We start from the raw sequence: 19199 nt of genomic DNA on the forward strand, positions 1-19199 counted from the left end.
GTTGTAAGAATAAGAAAAAAATTTCATTTTTCCTAATTATTGTTAATTATTTGAGATTAGAGTAAATTATTAGCGATTATACACTAAAATCTCCGTTTTTGCAAGATTTGAAAAAAATTTCATTAAAACCCCTTTCAATTCCTTTCTTTATGGATTTTAAAAAATAAGATTAAAACTGTCGTGTTTAATTTTAATCTAAAATTTACCCGAGACAAACAAAAGATTTACTTCTTAGTTTTCTAAATAATGCATACATAGAAAAAGAACGACGGCAAAAATGGTACAATTTAATATAGTTAAAAAATAATTCAAATTCGTTAAGAGTCAAAAAGTTGATTTTAAGGAGAGATATGATGGCTTTATTAGAAGTAAACTTTATGTCGAAGTCTTTAATGAGAAAAGTACCAGTTATGGTGGTTTTACCGGTTGATAAATTAAATTTTTCAATTACATCTGAAATGACAGACAATACTCATTTTAAAACGCTATATCTTCTTCATGGGGGGTTTGGTAATTATACTAGTTGGGTATCAGAAACAAGAATTCAAAGATTGGCTGAGGGAAGGAACCTTGCTGTTGTGATGCCTTCTGGTGATAATTCTTTTTATCTGGATCAACCAGAATTTGGGAATTTTTATGGAGAGTTTATAGGAAAAGAACTTGTTGATATCACAAGAAAGATGTTCCCTTTGTCTAAAAGAAGAGAAGATACCTTTATTGCGGGATTTTCCATGGGAGGCTATGGTGCCATTAGAAATGGTCTAAAATACCATGAAACCTTTGGCTATGTTGCTGGACTTTCCAGTGCCTTGGATCTTGAACAATTGCAAACGCTTGGTGAATCTTATCCAGAAATTGCTTTTGTGAAGAACTGGTTCGGAGATTCTAAGGAGGCTCTTTTGTCAGATAAGAATCCAAAGGTTCTTGTGAAGGATATCAAAGAACAGATGAAAAAAGATCCGTCAATACATTTTCCTAAAATGTATATGGCTTGTGGCACCGAAGATGATTTATTAAGCACTAACCGTGAATTCAGAGATTTTCTTGTGGAAAATAACGTTGATTTAACTTATGAAGAAGGGCCAGGCGCACATACTTGGAAATTTTGGGATACTTACATTGAAAAAGTGCTTAACTGGCTTCCACTGAAAAATTGATAATCATAAATAGAGTATTAGATCAAGTACCGAATGCGTTTTGTACGCTTCTGATGAAAAAAACTCATTTAAAACTTTGATTAAATTATAAAGAAGGTGCGCTTATGGAAGCTATTTACATCGAAAAACCTCATCAAATTGAAGTAATTAATAAAGAGGAGCCAACTGCAAAGGAAAATGAATCATTGATAAGGGTATTAGGTTGTGGAGTCTGTGGAACGGATTTAAAAATCTTTAAAGGTGAAACTTTAGCAACCTATCCTCTTATACCAGGGCATGAAATCGTTGGAGAAATAGTAAAATCTAAGACATTTGAGAAAGGAACCAAAGTAACCATTGATCCAAATAGACCTTGTGGTGTTTGCCAGTATTGTAGGGAAGGCAAAATTCATCTGTGTGAAAATCTTAGCGCAGTTGGTGTAAATAGAGATGGCGGTTTTGCCGAACTTGTTTCTGTCCCAAATGAACAGATCTTCGCATTAAACGACAATATCCAAGTAAAAGATGCAATATTTGCAGAGCCTCTTTCTTGTATAATCCATGGAATAGATCTTTCTAATTTCTCTTACACTGATGATATAGCAATAATAGGTGGAGGAGCAATAGGTCTGATCTTCGCCATGCTATTAAACAGATTCTCAGTAGGGAAAACCGTTATATTTGAAGTTTCTCAAGAAAAAATGGAATTTATAAAAAACGAGTTTCGCTTGGAAATCGAACATCCTGACAATAATCCCAAATCCCGCAAATTTGATATAGTATTTGAATGTTCTGGAACTATTTCGGGATTTGAAACCGCTTATACCTTAGTAAAAAAAGGCGGAAAAATAATAGATTTTGGAGTCACACCAAAGGGATTGAAATCAAAGGAAGTAGAGCCTTTTAAAATATACAGTGACGAAATTTCAATCACCGGTTCTTATGTAAATCCTTTCACCATGCAAAGGGCCGTGAAAATTCTTAATAGTAATGAATTCTTTTTTCAAAAATTATTAACCGATGTTGGTGATCTTTCAGAGATAACGAAGTATATATCTTCAGACAAAAAGCCTTTCTTAAAAGCAGCATATATAAATCAATAGAATCATATCGTAATAAACGATCCCATCTAATTTTAGATGGGATTTTTATTTACATAAAATTTACAATAGATATTTCTTCGATTAATAGAGGGTTTATAGTTCTTTTATCTAAAATCCGCCGTTTTAATCCAAAATTTGTAATTATTCCAAATTAAAGTCGATTATTATAAAAAATCTTCGATTTAATCGTCGAGAGTTAATTTTGATTTTATTGTTTATTAATTTATAATAAGAATTAGTAACGCAAACGATTGCTTATTAAATGCTTAGGGAGGGTAAATTCCATGCAAAAAACAACAATAAAAGACATCGCAAAGGCTTTGAATATCTCTCCCTCTACAGTTTCAAGAGCGTTGTCTGGTAAACCTGGTGCAAGTGAGGAATTACGAAAGAAAGTTATAGATACTGCTCAAAAATTAGGGTATATGAAAAATCTATCCGCAGGTACACTTAAAAATTCAAAATCAAAAATTATTGGTGTTATCGCTTTTGATATAAGGAACCCTTTCTTTTTGGATTTTTTAAAAGGAGTAGAAGATGTTTTATTCCCACGTGAATATAAGATTTTGTTAAGTAATGTCGACGAGAATGTTGATAAAGAAAAGATCTATTTAAACTGGATGATCGGTCATGGAGTTGAAGGTATTTTAGCCTCACCAGTTACAGAAAGTACTGGTAAAAGTAATTTGAGATTATATCAAGATTTTTTCAAAATGGGCATTCCAATAGTTTTCTACGATAGAATGTTTTACAATCAAGAACAGTTTGATTATGTAATTGTAGACAACCAAGATGCAATCATTCAAGCCTTAATGTATTTAAAAGAAAATGGTCATGAAAAGATAGGCATTTTTTTATCTAAAAAGGGAATATTCACTATAGAAGAAAGGCTCAAAGGATTTCTAAAAGGTTGTAAACTGTTGAATATTCCCGTAAAAAAGGAATGGATCTGTGAAGATATATATCCTCACGAAAAAACAATAGAAGTTTTAGATAATCTAAAGAGAAAAAATAATTTACCCACAGCGATAATAGCTACAAACAACAATATAACTAAGTATATAGTTTACGCAGCTAAGAAAAATAATATAAAAATTCCAGAAGAACTCTCTTTAGTAGGATTTGATGATTCACTTGAAAATGAATTGATAGATCCACCTTTAACGACTATAAAACAACCAATATTAGAAGAAGGTAAAATAGCAGCTACATCTTTACTATCAAGGATAGAAGATAGGTATGCTAGACCTATGAAAGTAATTTTAAAAGGAGAATTAATAGAAAGAAAATCGGTAAAAAATTTGAAATCATGACAATTTAAAACTAATATAAGAAAGAGAACCGGTAAAAATGATAAAATCAAAAAATTGTTGGAAATGTGCTTAACAAATATTTCAATACTTTTAGAAAAGCCAAAAGCCAGGTAAAAGAGAAAAATTTCCTTATTTGATGTTTTTTCAAGTCCTTTATTGTTAACTTAGATTACTCATTTGAGAATAAAAGAACTGTATTGTACCTTTTTTAATAATAATACTTCACATAATAAGAGGGGCTATATTGTTGGCAAAAATGAGATTGATATTTTAGGTAGGTAAGCCATTTATCTTTTTTCATTTCCCTTTAACAAAAAGTTTCATTCATTTCTAAACTTTATTCTAATGTCAACGAAATACCAGAAGAAAAAATAGCTGCATTCAAAGAATTTTTCAGAAGGAACAAGGAGGAGCAATGATGGAGTTAACTGAGATAAAAGAAAAAATAAAAAATTTTAAAGTAGAAGTCCCCTCATGGGGGTTTGGAAAATCTGGAACAAGATTCCATGCTTTTCATATTCCTGGTGAAGCCAGAAATGTATATGAAAAAATTGATGACGCTGCATTTGTAAACAAAATAACAGATGCCGTATCCGCTGTTGCAATACATATACCTTGGGACAAAGTTGAAGATTATAAAGCTTTAAAAGAGTACGCAGAAGAAAAAGGGTTAAAAATAGGTGCAGTGAATCCAAATTATTTTGAAGACGAAGACTACCTATTTGGTTCATTAAGTAATTTCAACTTAGAAATAAGACAAAAAGCAATCGATCAAACCTTTGAATGTATAGAAATTATGAAACAAACAAATTCAAAAATTTTATCCATGTGGATCCCAGATGGTTCTAATTATCCTGGCCAGATAGATTTCAATAAATCTTTTGAATTACTGGAAGATTCATTAAAACAGATCACTAAACATTTAGAAAAAGATATGACTATGCTTTTAGAGTATAAATTCTTTGAACCTGCTTTTTATTCGACGCTACTATTCGATTGGGGAACTTCATATATTTTGTCAAAAGAATTAGGGAAAAATGTAAAAACACTTGTTGATTTAGGTCATCATCCACAAGGAACGAACATTGAATACATAGTTTCTTTGTTATCTCAAAAAAAGAAGTTAGGTGGGTTTCACTTCAATTCAAGAAAATACGCCGATGATGATTTAACTGTTGGATCTCTCAATCCGTATGAATTATTTCTAATCTTCGTTGAGCTCAACAAATTTTTTGACCTTTCTGCAGAAAGTCAAAACCAAAAGATTAGCTTGGTATTGGATCAAAGTCACAATGTAAAACCAAAAATCCCCGCGGTAGTACAGTCCTTAAACAATCTACAAATCACCTATGCAAAGTCGCTACTAGTAGATTATGAAAAATTGAAGCAAGCTCAACAAAATCATGACGTTGTAGAAGCAGAAGAGATTTTAAAAGAAGCATACGAAACAGATGTAAGGGGAATCTTAAGGGAGGTGAGACAAGAAAAAGGATTACCTGAAGATACGATAAAGTACGTAAATGAGTGTGATGAGTACTGGAAGATGGTGAGGGAAAGAGATTAAAATTTTCGCAAAGGAGGTATGTTGGAAATGAAAAAGGTTTTTGGAGTTTTTGTGTTCGCCTTATTAGCAACTCTGATGTTGGCTCAATATGACATAGTTTTTATACCCAAAGTAATTGGTATTCCATACTTCAACGCTATGGAAGAAGGTGGGAAAAAAGCCGCTGAAGATTTAGGAGTAAATTTCATTTATAGTGGTCCAACAACGGATAGCGTTGCAGAACAGATACAAATGGTTGATAATTTTATTACAAGAGGTGTTGATGCAATAGCTGTTGCCCCCAATGATCCTGCTGCTATCTCACCTATTTTGAAAAAATCTATGGAAAGCGGAATTCTCACTATGACAAGTGACACCGATGCAAACGTTGATGCAAGGGAACTATTCATAAACCAAGCAAGACCTCAAGAGATTGGTTATCAAATGATGGATACAGTTGCCAAGATTTTAGGTGGGGAAGGCAAATTTGCCATAGTATCTGGTGGTCCTACTGCTTGGAATCTGAATACATGGATAATGTATTTACAGGAAAGATTAGCTCAATATCCAGATATTGAATTGGTAACTATTAGATACGCAGGTGAGGATGTTCAAAGAGCAATGGATGTAGGATTAAGTATAATGCAAGCATTCCCAGACGTTGAGGTTATGGTTGGAATGAACACAACTTCTGCGCCAGGATTGGCGCAAGCGATTAAAGTTGCTGGAAGAACTGGTGAAGTATATGCAACAGGAATTAGTACTCCGAGTATGATGAGAGAATATATGAAAGAAGGTATAGTTCCTGAATTTATTCTATGGGATCCCGTAGAATTAGGTTATCTAACAGTTTGGACAGCAAAATATTTGTTAGATGGCAACACCTTACCAGAAAGCCAACCAATTGATGTACCAGGTATATCTACAAAACCAATCTATTATCCCGAAACGAAAGAATTGGTACTTGGACCTCCTTTAATCTTTACACCTGAAAATGTTGATAAATATAACTTTTAATCACTCAGAAAGGGGAGCCAAGCTCCCCTTCTTTGAAAGGAGGAAAAATTTTGCTTTTAGTAGAAGTGAAAGATCTTAAAAAAAGTTATGGAGGGGTAAAAGCTCTAAAAGGAGTTGATTTCGATTTAAAAAATGGAGAATGCCATGCTTTAGTTGGAGAAAATGGTGCTGGTAAATCTACTCTCATTAAATGTTTAGCTGGTGTTATCAAAGCTGATAGTGGAAAAATGATATTGGAAAACGAAGAAGTATATTTCAATTCTCCAAAAGATGCCCTAGAAAAAGGAATAGCTGCAGTTTATCAGGAACCTATGATTTATCCTCAATTGAGTGTAGTGGAAAATCTTTTTTTAGGAAAAGAAATTAAAACTTCAGGAGGATCTATAAACTGGAAAGCGGAAAGAAAAAAGGCAGAAGATTTATTAAAAAAAGTAGGTCTTAAAGAAAACATTTTAGATTTTCCAATGGGGAATTTATCCATGGCTTTTCAGCAATTAGTTTTAATAGCAAGATCCCTATTGTTTACAGCTAAAATTTTAATTTTTGATGAACCTACAGCTATTCTTACAGAACAAGAAACTTTAAGACTTTTTGACATTATCAAAGAATTAAAAAATCAAGGATTAGGAATCATATATATAAGCCACAGGTTAGAAGAATTAGAAAAAATTGCAGATAGAATAACAATTATGAGGGACGGAGAAGTAAAAGGAACCTTTTTAACAAATGAATTAAGTAGAGATAAAATAATTGAACTTATGGCGGGGAAGCATATTATTGAAAAAAGAAAAAGAGAGAGTATAAAAGGAGAAACTATTTTAGAGGTAAAAAATTTTACTAAAGAGAAAATGTTTAAAAACATATCATTCAAAGCAAAGAAAGGAGAAATTTTAGGGTTTTCTGGACTGGTAGGAGCAGGAAGAAGTGAATTAATGCAATCAATTTTTGGAATTTATCCTGCAGATAGCGGGACACTCATTTTTGAAAATAAACAGTTAAACATACGCTCTCCAGAGCAAGCGATAAAAGCAGGAATCGCTTACTTACCAGAGGATAGAAGTTCAGAAGGTCTTTTTTTAAACTTTAGTATAATCGACAATATTAGAATCAGTATACTGGAACGCTTGAAAAAAAATTTCGGGTTTATCGACGAAGAAAATAGTTTAAAATTAGCAAACGATTATTTGAAATTGTTGGAAATTAAAGCTCCTTCTGTTCTCACCCAAGTGAAAAATTTGAGTGGTGGGAATCAACAAAAGGTATTAATTTCCAAATGGTTAGCAACAACACCAAAATTGTTAATTTTAGATGAGCCCACTCGTGGAGTTGATGTAGCGGTTAAATCAGAAATTCATGAATTAATTTTTAATTTAGCGGAAGAAGGATTATCAATAATTCTAATATCTTCAGAATTACCAGAAATTCTAAAGTTAAGTGATAGAGTCATTGTAATGCATGAAGGAATCATTTCTGGGATATTCGAAAAAGAAGATATAAATGAAACAAATTTAATTAAGGCTAGTATTGGCGAAAATATGGTAGTGGAGAGGTGAATTATTAGTGCTAAAAATCAAAAAAATCATCAAAACACGTGAATTCATAGTTTTTTGCACAATTTTAATTTTATCTTTCTTCATAAATTTATACTCTACATCTTTTTTACAGTTTCAAAACATTAAAAATATTTTTATGCAAACATCGAGTATAGCTATAAGCGCCATAGGAATGACATTTATAATTATCACAGGTGGAATTGATGTTTCTGCCGGTTCTATTTTTGGACTCAGCGCCTTAACTATGGCAAAGTTATCTACTTCTGGAATGGACCCTATTTTGGCTCTAACTGTTGGAGCAATTGTTGGAGCGATGTTAGGATTACTTAACGGTCTTCTTATAAGCAAACTTCATTTATCACCTATAATTGTCACTTTAGGAACTATGAGTATTTGGAGAACAATGATTTTTGTCATCTCAGGTGGTAGATGGGTGTTAGGAATACCTTCAAAGGCTTTGTTTTTTGGTTCTGGAACTCTTTGGAAAATCCCTTTTCCTATATTTTTGATGATAATACTCATAATTTTCTTTTCTTATTTTAGTTATAAAAGGCCTTTTGCTAGATACATTTATGCCTATGGAAATAATCCTGATTTCTTAAGAGTCTCTGGGATTAATACATCTAACGTTCTTTTATTTATATATACTTTAGCAGGCTTGATGTATGCTATATCCTCATTTATTGTAGTTGGAAGAACTGGACTAGTCCAAGCAAATATAGGTACAGGTTATGAACTTCAAGTAATAGCGGCTGTTGTGTTAGGAGGAACTAGCATAACAGGGGGTAAAGGTACAATAATTGGAAGCTTCTTAGGGGCTACAATGATTGGAGTAATTAGTAATGGATTAGTACTATTAAATGTTCCCGCCTTATTAGAAAATCTTATATTAGGGATTTTAATATTGATTTCCGTTATTGCTGACATCTTAAGCAACAGAGGTGAAAATATATGAGCAGAATTTCAGCTTTACTCTTAAGAAATAGAAATACTGTTTTATTATTAATTTTTCTCATTATGTTTATTTACTTTAGTTTGGCAACTCAAGACTTTTTAAGTTACTATAATATTCTCAATTTAACAAAATATGGTGTTGAGATTGGTTTGTTAGCTCTAGCTGAGACTATAATAATAATTTCAGGAAAGGGTGGAATTGACTTATCAATTGGTTCTATTCTAAGTTTAAGTGCGATGACAATAGGTGTTCTAGCTGGTAATATTGGAGTTAATATATGGATAGCCGTTGTTTTCGGAATAGGAGTTGGAACTCTTTGCGGATTATTCAATGGAATATTAGTATCTCTTATTAAAATCCCTCCTATACTTGTAACCCTATCAACTATGTATATTTATGATTCTTTAGCACTTGTAATATCCATGGATAAATACGGTAACGCAATGCCAATATCAAATTTCCCACAAAATTACTATTTTGTTGGCCAGTATGAAATATTAAATATACCCATTCAATTGCTTATTGTTTTTATTCCTTTAGTAATAATACTTCATTTGCTCTTATCTAAAACCATTTATGGGAAACAATTATATGCTGTAGGTTCAAACGATAAAGTTGCTCGATTTTCTGGAATACCCAACAACAAAGTTAGAATTTTAGCATATACAATAGGCGGGTTATTAGCGGGTATAGCAGCTTTCGTTATGACTTCAAGAATCGGAAGCGCTAGGCCAGATTTGGGTGCAAATTTAAATCTCAGAGCTATTACCATAGCAGTGCTGGGAGGTACAAATATTGTAGGAGGAGAAGGAACCATAATTGGAACGGTAATAGCTATAGTATTAATTACTTTTCTAAATAATGGGCTACAACTTTCGGGAGTTAATCCTATATGGCAAGATGGGATATTGGGAATGATTCTTATAGGTAGTGCTATTGTTAATTTCATAGTTTATAAACGAATAAATAATTCAAAAGGGTAAATTTCATCAATTAATGTAACGTTAAAGATCTTTTTTAATTATTTGGTTTAAGACGTTTCCTCAAAGGAGGTTATTTTCATATGCAAAAAAGAAAAGTAGGAATAATCACATTTTCAGATGGTAGAGATTTTGTTCATGAGGAAACCTTGGAGATGAACAAAAAATTTGAAGATAGGCTAGTAAAAGCGTTAGAAAGCACCGGTGAAGTGGATGTAGTAAGAGCTTCAGACATTGTAAACAAACCATCCAAAGCAAAAAAAGCTGGAAAAGAAATGATGAAAGCAGAAGTGGAAATGACGATCTTCAATTATTCTATATGGTGTTGGCCTCATTTGAGCGTTATGGCTTCACTTTATGCTCCTGGACCATATTTAACTTATGGCCAAATAAATCCAAAGTATCCTGGAATGGTAGGATTGTTAGCTGCAGCTGGGGCTTTGGAACAAATAGGAATATTCCCAGAAAGAGTTTGGGGAGAGCCCGAAGATCCAACTGTTTTGGAAAAATTACTAAAATATATACGTGCCGCCAGTGCTGTTCATAGATTAAAAGGAGAAAGGTATGGAATGTTTGGTGGGAGACCGATGGGAATGTACACCGCTTCTGCCAATGGAGATCAATGGATGAAAGAATTTGGAATTGATGTTGAACAGGTAGACCAATATGCATTGGTTTTAAAAGCTGAAAACGTACCATCCCAGAAGAAAAAGAATGCAAGAGAATGGCTTGAAAAATTAGCAACCGTTGAATATGACGGCAATAGACTCACCCCTGAAATTTTAGAGAAACAGATAGGATTATATTACGCCGCACTTGAAATCATAAAAGAAGAAGAGCTTGATTTTGTTGGATTCAAGGGGCAACCTGAAATGACAAATAATTATGCAACATTAGATATAGCAGAAGCTTTTTTGAACGATCCATATGATTTTGATGGTGCAAAGGAACCTATTGTAGCAGCAACTGAAACAGACATGGATGGAGCTTTAACGATGGAAATCTTTAAACATATAGCCCAAACCCCTGTACTGTTTGCAGACGTAAGGCATTACTTTAAAGAAGAGAATTTATTGGATTTAGCAAACTCCGGACAGCATGCGACATATTTTGCAGGAAAATCTAACAAACCTGAAGAAAATTTGAAAAAAGTGATTATACACCCTGAAGACTTTTATTTCCCGGCGGGTGGTGGTGCTGTTAAACACTTTGCAGCCCCTGGAAGAGTCACATTGGCAAGACTTGCAAGGCAAGACGGAAATTATGTAATGACGATAGTTCCTGCTGAGTTTGTCGCACTTTCTGAGGAAGAAAAGAAAAGGCTAAGTGAACAAGTGCAAATCGAATGGCCACATGCATATGCTAAATTAGATACAGATATAGAAACCTTTTTGGAATATTATCCTTGTAACCATACACACGGGGTATATGGAAATTATATAGATGAGTTGGTACATTTTTGTAAGATTAAGAATATCGATTATCAGATTTTGGATTAAAAAAAATTTATATTTGGAGGAACTTAAAATGTACTTAGTGGGAGTGGATATCGGAACTCAAAGCACTAAATCAGTTATCACAGATGAAAATGGAAGAGTCATTGCAGAAGCTTCGAAAGAATATTCTGTTTTGACACCTCAGCCAAATTGGGCTGAACAATGGCCTAATGTGTGGCTTGATGCGGTGATTGAGACTCTGAAATTTGCAGTAGAAAAAGGGAAAATAGATCCAAAAACCGTTGCAGGAATCGCTATCAGTGGATTATATGGAGGTTCGGGAATCCCAGTTGATAAAGATTTCAGCCCTCTGAGGCCCTGCTTAATTTGGATGGATAGGAGGGCGACGAAAGAAACGGATTGGGTTAAAAATAATGTTCCCGAGGAAACTTTATTTGGGATAACAGGTAACTATGTCGATAGTTACTTTGGTTTCACAAAAATCATTTGGATAAAAAATAACGAGAAGGATATTTGGGAAAAAACTTGTAAATTTATAACACCAAAAGATTTTGTCATTCAAAAACTAACAGGTGAAGTAATAATAGATTTCTCTTCAGCAGGTAATATCGGAGGAATTTTCGACATTTATAAAAAATATTGGTCAGAAGAAATGGGCAAAATTCTTGGAATAGATTTAGATAAATTGCCTCAAAAAATAGTTAAATCTTCTGAAATTGTAGGGACCCTTAATAAAACATATGCTCAAGAGATCGGACTTTTGGAGGGTACACCGATAATCGCTGGAGGTATTGATGCCCCAGTGGCTCAATTAAGTGCGGGATCTGTCAACCAAGGTGAACACGTAGCTATGGTTGGTACTTCAACATGTTGGGGCAATATTCACGACGGCAAATACTTAACCCCCGAATTGGTGAGCTATCCCTATGTAGTTGATGATTTAACAAAAATATACACTTTTGGGGGTGGAGCCACCTCAGGGGCGATAGTGAGATGGTTTCGAGAAGAATTTGGGGAATATGAAAAAGAATTTGAAAGAAAAAGAGGTGTTTCTGCTTATTCACTTTTTGAATTAGAATCAAAAGATATTCCTCCAGGAAGTGATGGGATTATAGTTTTGCCCTATTTTATGGGTGAACGATCACCTGTTTGGGAATCAAGTGCGAAAGGAACTATCATAGGGCTTAACTTGTATCACAAAAGAAGCCATCTTTACAAAGCTTTTATGGAGTCTGTAGCCTATTCTCTGAGACATAATATGGAATATGCAGAAAATACTGGAATGAAATTGAACTTGGAATGCTATCTAGTAGGAGGAGCTTCTAAGAGTGATATTTGGACTCAAATATTTGCAGATGTGACGGGATATATTATGAAAAGAACGATGCAAGATGTTGAAGCACCTTTAGGAGATGCGTTTTTAGCAGGCTTAGGAACAGGCGTATTTCACGATTCACAAGATATTAAGAAATGGATAAAGTTCAAAGAAAATATTTCGCCAAACACTAATAACAAAGGTGTTTATGATAAATACTTCAGTTTGTACAAAAAATTGTATGAAAGTACCAAAGAAATCATGAAACAATTATAGACTATTGATTGAAAAACAAAATTTGCCGGAAATGAGCAGCAAGAAATCAAGAAAAGACAAAGGATAGAATTTTAAGCCCCTTAATGGGGCTTAATTTTTTTTGTTTGTTATAAAATCTTAAGAACCTTGATAATTATTGTAAAAAGGTATATCATAATAGTGAGAGAGAAATGAATGTGACTGATGGTGGGTTAAAGAGGCACTAAAGTAGGTTTTAGGGCTTCAAAAAAAGAAAAATTTTGGGCTTTAAGGGGAGAAAAGGTATGTATTACGTTGGGTTTGATATTGGTTCATCAAGCATTCATGTAGCGGTCATTGATGAAGAACGAAAACTAAAATACGTTAAAGAAAGTATTCCACATTTTGGTGTGCCTTTAAAAAGGCTACCGAAGATTTGGGAATTGATAAAACCTGAACTGGATGGGGAAGTACTTTCTACGTCTTTCACGGGAATAGGTGCACAACTTTTCAACAAAGTTTTTTCGGAACTCTTGTTTGATTATGAAAGTGTTACCATACCCAAAGGTGCTTCTTTTCTCGAACCAAATGTTTCCTATGTATTCCACATTGGAGCAAAGGACTCATATTTTTTAAGACTTGGACATCTTAAAGAAAAGGTGAATCTTTTAGAGTTGTCAGCTAATAGCAAATGTGGCGGGGGTTCAGGAATCTTAGTTGAAAAACAGTTGAAAAGATTATACTTAAAAAACGATTCAGAGTTTTTTCAGATAGATGATTACTCACAAAAAATCGAATTAATGAGAAAATTATATGCTCAAGCAGAAAACGAGGTGAAAGATTACAGCGATATTCAAGGCTTCAACGCTAGATGTGGTGTTGTAATTCAATCAGATTTGATACACGAACAAAATGAAGGTGCTCAAAGGCCCTTTTTAGTTGCAAAATTGTACTCTACAGTAGCTAGGAATTTTAAAAATGACGTGATTGGAGCGAGGGAACTTGATCCATCTCTCTCAGCCATAGCTACAGGAGGAGTCTTTTCAAGTGATTATATCCTCAAAAGTTTCAATATGTTAACTAATTTAAATGTAAAAAGGCCTAAGTACCATACGGCGGTTGGAGCAATAGGAATAGCTCTGGAAGCTTTAGAAAAGAAAAACAAATTTGTGATAGATTTTAACCGACTTTCTGAGATCTCTAATTTTACGAAGAGTAAACGTCCCTATGCTAAGCCTCTTTATGCCTTTCTTGATAAAGTCCACAGCTACGAAGGAAAAATTGAGAAAGTGCAACCTGATGTGGTTAGAGATGTAACCATAGGAGTAGATGGAGGCTCAACCACCACAAAAGCTGCGATTGTGGACGTTGAAACGGGTGCCCTTTTAGACAAAATTTACATCAGCACCCATGGTGATCCAGAAAGAGCTCTTAAAGAAGTGTTTAGACACTTAGCCAAAAAATCCAATAATTATAATGTTCTTGGTGTATGTACCACAGGATCAGCCAGAAAATTGTACGAGAGAATTTTAGTAAGTCAAAAGAAAAAAGAAACTTTAGAAGAAGAAGGATACGCAGTTTTAGATGGAGCCGTTGATGAAGTCACATGTCACGCCAAGGGAATTAAATTTCACGATGAAGAGATCGATACGATATTTGAAATCGGTGGACAAGATATGAAGTTCACTTCTTTCAAACTTAATGGAGAAGAAGCTACAGATCAGATAAAAGAGGCTAGGATGAATTACTCATGTCAAGCCGGAGCTGGTCAAACATTGGAGAACATGGCTCAACTGTTAGGCTTGGATGTCAAATCGACACTTCAAGAAGCAGCGTTGAAAGCAGAAAAAGTACCCATTATAGATTCTACCTGTGGCGTTTTCATGGAAATGGAAGAAAACCGTTTAATTTCCGAGGGTTTTTCACAAGAAGAGATAGCTGCAGCGATAGTCAGATCCACCGCAGCTAGCTATTTTAATAAATTTGTTGGAGGTCCACAACATATTCAAAACAAATGCTCTTGTCAAGGGGGACCAGCCTTGGGGAAAGCATTTTTGGCTGCAATGGCACAAGTTACAAACAAAGATATCTACGCTTATCCCCACAGAGAATTGTTTGGAGCATGGGGAGCGGGTCTTTTTCTAAGAGAAGAGATATTGAAGGTGAAAAAAGAAGGAAAAGAAGTGCGCTCAGCTTTCAGAGGCTTTGAAGTAGTAGATATGAAATTTGAAAAAGAAGAGGTAATGTGTTCAGATTACTTCGGCAAATTGTCCTGTAAGGTAAGAAATTGCAGATTAAAAATCTTTAGTATAGCAGGCGAAAAAGTTATAACAGGTGGTTTTTGTCCAAGAGGGAACAGTGAAGGGGCAGAGAAGGTAAAAGTAGATTATGTTGAAATTTTCCATAGATTGTTTGAAAAACATTTTGAAGGCATAAAATACGAAAAGTTGGACGAAATAAATGTCGATAATGAAAAAACGGTAGGTATTCACAGAGCTGGAGTAACCTTAGGAGAAATAGGTATTTGGTCTGCCGCATTGTTTAGTAAAATTGGATTTTTACCAGTATTATCTCCAGTCTCAGATGAAGAAATTGCACAAAGAGGTATTAATATTGCTCCTACAGAGTTTTGTATAGCTATGAAACTTGTTATAGGTCACGGGGATCTGCTGGCAAAAGATAAAAGGATAAAACATCTGTTTAACCCTTCGGTTATTGAAGAAGTAAGAGATAAAAAACCTATGAGAAAATTCTGCATATATACAGAGGCTGAAGGTTACTTGTTACAAGACATATTGGGATTAGAAGAAGATAGAGAGATTCTGCCTGTTCTTTACTGGAAAGATAAAGAAAGGTCAGCTCAAGCGATATACGATGAATTAAAAAGAATTGGTTACAATATTTCCAAAGAAAAGATATTGGAAGCCATAGAATATGCAGATCAAAAATTAAAAGCATTCAAAAGCGATTTACACAAACAAGGGGAAAGATTCTTAAACAAATTAGAAAAAAGTGAAGAGGTGGGGTATGTAGGATTGGGAAGAGATTATGTTGTATTAGACCCTCAGGCTTCCTCACAATCAGGTTCTATGTTCACCAACCAAAGAGGTATGAATTATATTCCACAAACTTTTTTGGAAGAGTACTACAAGGATATTCCGATAGATGAACTTTCTTTCAACGAATACTGGTATCAAAATGCACATATTCTCCAAGCTTCTATATTCGTTGCACAACATCCAAAACTATTTCCAATAAGACAGATGAATTTTGCTTGCGGACCTGACTCAGTCAAATTTTATCATGAAGATGAGATATTCAAAAGAGCAGACAAACCGTTTTTGCATTTAGTGACAGATGCACAAACCAACAACGCCCCCTTTGTTACAAGGGCTGAGGCACACGATCGAGTTGTAAAAAAGAGTAAACCAAAAACTGATTTGGAGTTCAAAGATTTTGTTTTATTCCCAGATGGTCATAAGGACAAATTAAAATTGGGGCAGAGGCAGTGGCTCATTCCCTACATGGGTGAGGCAAGTAACCTAGGAAAAGCTATACTTAAACATTACGGGATAGAAGCAAAGGTCTTACCAACAGCCACAGTTCAAGCCAAAGAAGCGGCAGATAGGTTTATCACAACGGAAGTTTGTTTCCCGTTAAGAGGCGTCGTTGGTGATGCAATGGCAACCTTGGAAGAAATAGCCAGAGATAAAGGAAAGGACTGGATAAATGACAATACAGTTATATTCTTACCGACCACTTCTGGCCCATGTCGTTTTGGTAAGTATGGAGAAGTTCTGAAGATTTTTTTACATAAAGAAGGACTTGACAATATCCCTATAATCAGCCCTTCTGTTGATACAGGTTACCTACAGATAGAGGCACCAGAACAGTTTAAAACTCTTTATCAGAAAGCCGATGCATTAATAAACGTTTTCAGGGCAATAAAAATGGCGGATATGACAGATGATTTAATCAGAAGATTCAGACCATATGCAGATGATTTTTCCGATTTCGATGAAACTACACAAAAACTATGGGAAAACCTACAACAATTACTGATGGAAAAAGGCGGTTCTATAAAATATCTAAAAAGATGGGTGAAAAACGCTATAGATACTTTCACAAAGTTATCCCCAAGTGCAAAAGAACATTCACTTCCTTTAGTATTGTACATAGGGGAAATATATTCAAGACAACATGATCCTTACACAGATTATGTAATGGAAAGGATAGAAGAGGAAAGGTTAGAAATAATCAGAGGGACAATAGCTGAATGGTTAGAATATGTAATTTACATTAACGAAAGAAGAAACCCTAATTTTCTTTTCCGTTTTGTGGATAATTACATGGGCTTCACCGATTGGCGTTTCAAAAAAATTTTTGGGGCGTATTCTAAAGACCACGCTGTTTTACCCAAACCTCAAAAAATCATCGATGACATGCAAAATAGTAGAAAGTACCACGGTGATATTGTAGGAGAATCACCTTTGGTAATTGGGATATTTCTAAAATTTTTAAATGGTGAATTGGCAAACGGTAGACAAAAAGTTTCTGGGATATTCCATGTAGGACCTTTCACTTGCATGCAAGAAGGCGTGGCGATGGCAAAAATGGATGCCATCGCCAAAGAAGTATCAAAACGAGATCCTTCATTGGTTGTTCCAATGATTCATGCATTTTTTGGAGATTCTGCAAATACAAATCTCGAAGCTGAAATAGCAGCCTTCAGAGAACAATGCTATCTAAAGCAAAAATTGACAAAATAGGAGATTATTCAACTCTAGAAATTTCTAAATTTACCTCTTTTATACCGTTAGTAGTGTTAGTTTTAAATAATTCATTTAAAGCTGAAAGCAATTTGTTCTCAATTTCGGCAATTTTCTCATTATTTCTAAAATCTTCAGGTTTATAAGTTGAGAAAATGAGTCTAAGAGTGTCAAACACTTGCGAAAAGGAATTTTCTACAGTTTCTTTCATTTCTGCGTTGGCAACTAAAAGGGAATATTCTGTAACAAAAACACGGTTGTTAAGGTTGACTCTAACCGGGTACTCGCCTTTGATAATTTCGACTTTTAAGTCTTGCTGAGTTTGAATATATCTTATTTCAGGTTCTAGGGCACCATAGAATTTGATGTCAGTGTATCCTAGAAATTCTGGATTACGTGGATTATCTTTAATTGAATAGACACTAACTTGTCCGTTTTCAAATCTAGCGTATAAATAACCATTGGCGATTTTAATTCCGTTAATACCTTCTAAATTCAAGTTTTCTTGGAGTTTGGGAGAGTTAGGATTACTTATTTCTGCGATGCTTAATCCTTCCATATATCTGAGTATATATAGATAGTTATCGTGATTGATTACATCTGTGACGTTTCCTGGCGTGTCTATTGTAGCGATTTCTTGGGGTTTACTTGGATCTGTAACTTCATATATAGTTACCCCCATTTCGCCACTTGGTGAGTAGAGATAAACTTTTTCCTCGGGCACTACTTTTGTGGAAAAGCGTATTTGAGAGGTAGATTCTCCGCCTTTTTGATCCTTTGCAACAATTTTTAAGGTGTAATTTTTTCCCATTTCCAAAGAATTAAATCGATAAAAATACGTATCGATATTTTCTGCTATGAGTCGCTCTTGTCCAGAGTCCGCAGTTAAATATAAATCAAAAACCAATGAATCTCTATCGGGATCTTCAGCTTGCCATACGAAGTACACACTAGACTCGCTTAATTGTTGATTTTCAGATGGAGATAAGATTATTGGGCTTATGGGAGAACTATTTTTTTGAAAATAATAATTTTCAGAGAAATTATAAACCATGTTATTTTTAACAACAGCAAATTTCAGATCCAATCCTTCTGAAGGCACTGAACTTAAAATAAGTGTATGCTGGGTGGAGGTCCTATAAGGTTCGTACATTCCATCACTGTTTCTTCTATAAATTAAATATTGGTCATAATCTTGTGGGAGTGTTATATACAAATCGTTATCATCCCATTCATAATCTATTTGATATCTTAGGGGTAATTTTTCGAGATTTATGTCGCTTAGGGTTTTATCTTCATTCACAAACAATTCTGGGTTGTTATAATAGTAATATGCAAGTCCTGTATCATCGACTGCCATGATATTTAGCTCATAAGTCCCTTCTTCTATGGACGTTAATTCTATACTTTCTCCAACAGGAAAAGATGCTTCGTAAGTATTGGCTCCAATCAATTCAACTTTTATTTCGTTGTAAGGTTCTTGTAGACCTTCTGAAGCAACTATTTCGTAGTTGATCGTTACATTATACTTTCCACCAAAAAACAACAGAGAAAATATAATCACAATACCCAAGACAACTATTGCAATAATAGTTGTAATAATAATTAATCTCTCTCTGTTTTGTGGTGGTTTCTTTTCTTCTTGGTTGATTAAACTTTCGTATTCTAATTTATTTTCATTCTTATTTTCTGAATAGTTCTCTTCAGCCATTTCTATCCCTCCAAAGATAAATTTACTATTGCCTTTAGAAACCTTTGTTAGCGCCCCTTCGCCAAACGTTAAGGGGTAAACCCCTTAAGATCCCCGAACGCATTTGCTTCGCA

At 34.3% G+C, this 19199-nt stretch carries 12 protein-coding genes; 11 read left to right on the plus strand and 1 reads right to left on the minus strand.

Features of this window, described 5'->3' with window-relative positions; all coding sequences use genetic code 11:
- Nucleotides 1-353: 353 nt before the first annotated feature.
- From X925_RS07645 to X925_RS07700, 11 genes are all read left to right on the plus strand, one after another.
- On the plus strand, nucleotides 354-1157 hold the full coding sequence (locus X925_RS07645) for an alpha/beta hydrolase family protein (protein WP_121959616.1): 804 nt from the start codon (nucleotides 354-356) through the stop codon (nucleotides 1155-1157).
- Nucleotides 1158-1261: 104 nt separating this feature from the next.
- Nucleotides 1262-2239, plus strand: a complete 978-nt coding sequence (locus tag X925_RS07650; RefSeq protein WP_121959617.1) for an alcohol dehydrogenase catalytic domain-containing protein — start codon at nucleotides 1262-1264, stop codon at nucleotides 2237-2239.
- A 284-nt stretch (nucleotides 2240-2523) separates the two neighbouring features.
- Nucleotides 2524-3552, plus strand: a complete 1029-nt coding sequence (locus tag X925_RS07655; protein ID WP_121959618.1) for a LacI family DNA-binding transcriptional regulator — start codon at nucleotides 2524-2526, stop codon at nucleotides 3550-3552.
- A gap of 415 nt (nucleotides 3553-3967) precedes the next feature.
- On the plus strand, nucleotides 3968-5116 hold the full coding sequence (rhaI, locus tag X925_RS07665; protein WP_121959619.1) for an L-rhamnose isomerase: 1149 nt from the start codon (nucleotides 3968-3970) through the stop codon (nucleotides 5114-5116).
- A 27-nt stretch (nucleotides 5117-5143) separates the two neighbouring features.
- Nucleotides 5144-6112 (plus strand): autoinducer 2 ABC transporter substrate-binding protein, encoded by a 969-nt coding sequence (locus X925_RS07670; protein WP_158245441.1) that lies wholly within the window; start codon nucleotides 5144-5146, stop codon nucleotides 6110-6112.
- A 50-nt stretch (nucleotides 6113-6162) separates the two neighbouring features.
- Entirely contained in the window at nucleotides 6163-7665 is a 1503-nt protein-coding gene (locus X925_RS07675) for a sugar ABC transporter ATP-binding protein (protein WP_146026695.1), read from the plus strand.
- Between the two features lie 7 nt (nucleotides 7666-7672).
- Entirely contained in the window at nucleotides 7673-8620 is a 948-nt protein-coding gene (locus X925_RS07680) for an ABC transporter permease (RefSeq protein ID WP_121959622.1), read from the plus strand.
- Nucleotides 8617-9603 (plus strand): ABC transporter permease, encoded by a 987-nt coding sequence (locus X925_RS07685; protein ID WP_121959623.1) that lies wholly within the window; start codon nucleotides 8617-8619, stop codon nucleotides 9601-9603. The genes X925_RS07680 and X925_RS07685 overlap by 4 nt, the downstream gene beginning before the upstream one ends.
- An 80-nt stretch (nucleotides 9604-9683) precedes the next feature.
- Nucleotides 9684-11099: an L-fucose/L-arabinose isomerase family protein gene (locus tag X925_RS07690; protein ID WP_121959624.1), complete on the plus strand. Its 1416-nt coding sequence runs from the start codon at nucleotides 9684-9686 to the stop codon at nucleotides 11097-11099.
- 28 nt (nucleotides 11100-11127) lie between these two features.
- Entirely contained in the window at nucleotides 11128-12648 is a 1521-nt protein-coding gene (locus X925_RS07695; protein WP_121959625.1) for an FGGY-family carbohydrate kinase, read from the plus strand.
- A gap of 263 nt (nucleotides 12649-12911) precedes the next feature.
- Complete coding sequence (locus X925_RS07700) at nucleotides 12912-17375, plus strand: acyl-CoA dehydratase activase-related protein (protein ID WP_121959626.1); 4464 nt, start codon at nucleotides 12912-12914, stop codon at nucleotides 17373-17375.
- Nucleotides 17376-17379: 4 nt separating this feature from the next.
- On the opposite strand, the gene X925_RS07705 is transcribed toward X925_RS07700, so the two are convergent.
- On the minus strand, nucleotides 17380-19086 hold the full coding sequence (locus X925_RS07705) for a flagellar basal body-associated FliL family protein (protein WP_121959627.1): 1707 nt from the start codon (nucleotides 19084-19086) through the stop codon (nucleotides 17380-17382).
- Nucleotides 19087-19199: the final 113 nt, after the last annotated feature.

Source organism: Petrotoga sp. 9T1HF07.CasAA.8.2, assembly GCF_002895585.1.
Taxonomy (GTDB): Bacteria; Thermotogota; Thermotogae; order Petrotogales; family Petrotogaceae; genus Petrotoga; species Petrotoga mobilis.

Coding starts and splice junctions, on each gene's coding strand:
- X925_RS07645 (WP_121959616.1), top strand. CDS start 354: ATGGCTTTATTAGAAGTAAACTTTATGTCGAAGTCTTTAATGAGAAAA.
- X925_RS07655 (WP_121959618.1), top strand. CDS start 2,524: ATGCAAAAAACAACAATAAAAGACATCGCAAAGGCTTTGAATATCTCT.
- X925_RS07650 (WP_121959617.1), top strand. CDS start 1,262: ATGGAAGCTATTTACATCGAAAAACCTCATCAAATTGAAGTAATTAAT.
- X925_RS07685 (WP_121959623.1), top strand. CDS start 8,617: ATGAGCAGAATTTCAGCTTTACTCTTAAGAAATAGAAATACTGTTTTA.
- rhaI (WP_121959619.1), top strand. CDS start 3,968: ATGATGGAGTTAACTGAGATAAAAGAAAAAATAAAAAATTTTAAAGTA.
- X925_RS07705 (WP_121959627.1), bottom strand. CDS start 19,086: ATGGCTGAAGAGAACTATTCAGAAAATAAGAATGAAAATAAATTAGAA.
- X925_RS07695 (WP_121959625.1), top strand. CDS start 11,128: ATGTACTTAGTGGGAGTGGATATCGGAACTCAAAGCACTAAATCAGTT.
- X925_RS07700 (WP_121959626.1), top strand. CDS start 12,912: ATGTATTACGTTGGGTTTGATATTGGTTCATCAAGCATTCATGTAGCG.
- X925_RS07670 (WP_158245441.1), top strand. CDS start 5,144: ATGAAAAAGGTTTTTGGAGTTTTTGTGTTCGCCTTATTAGCAACTCTG.
- X925_RS07690 (WP_121959624.1), top strand. CDS start 9,684: ATGCAAAAAAGAAAAGTAGGAATAATCACATTTTCAGATGGTAGAGAT.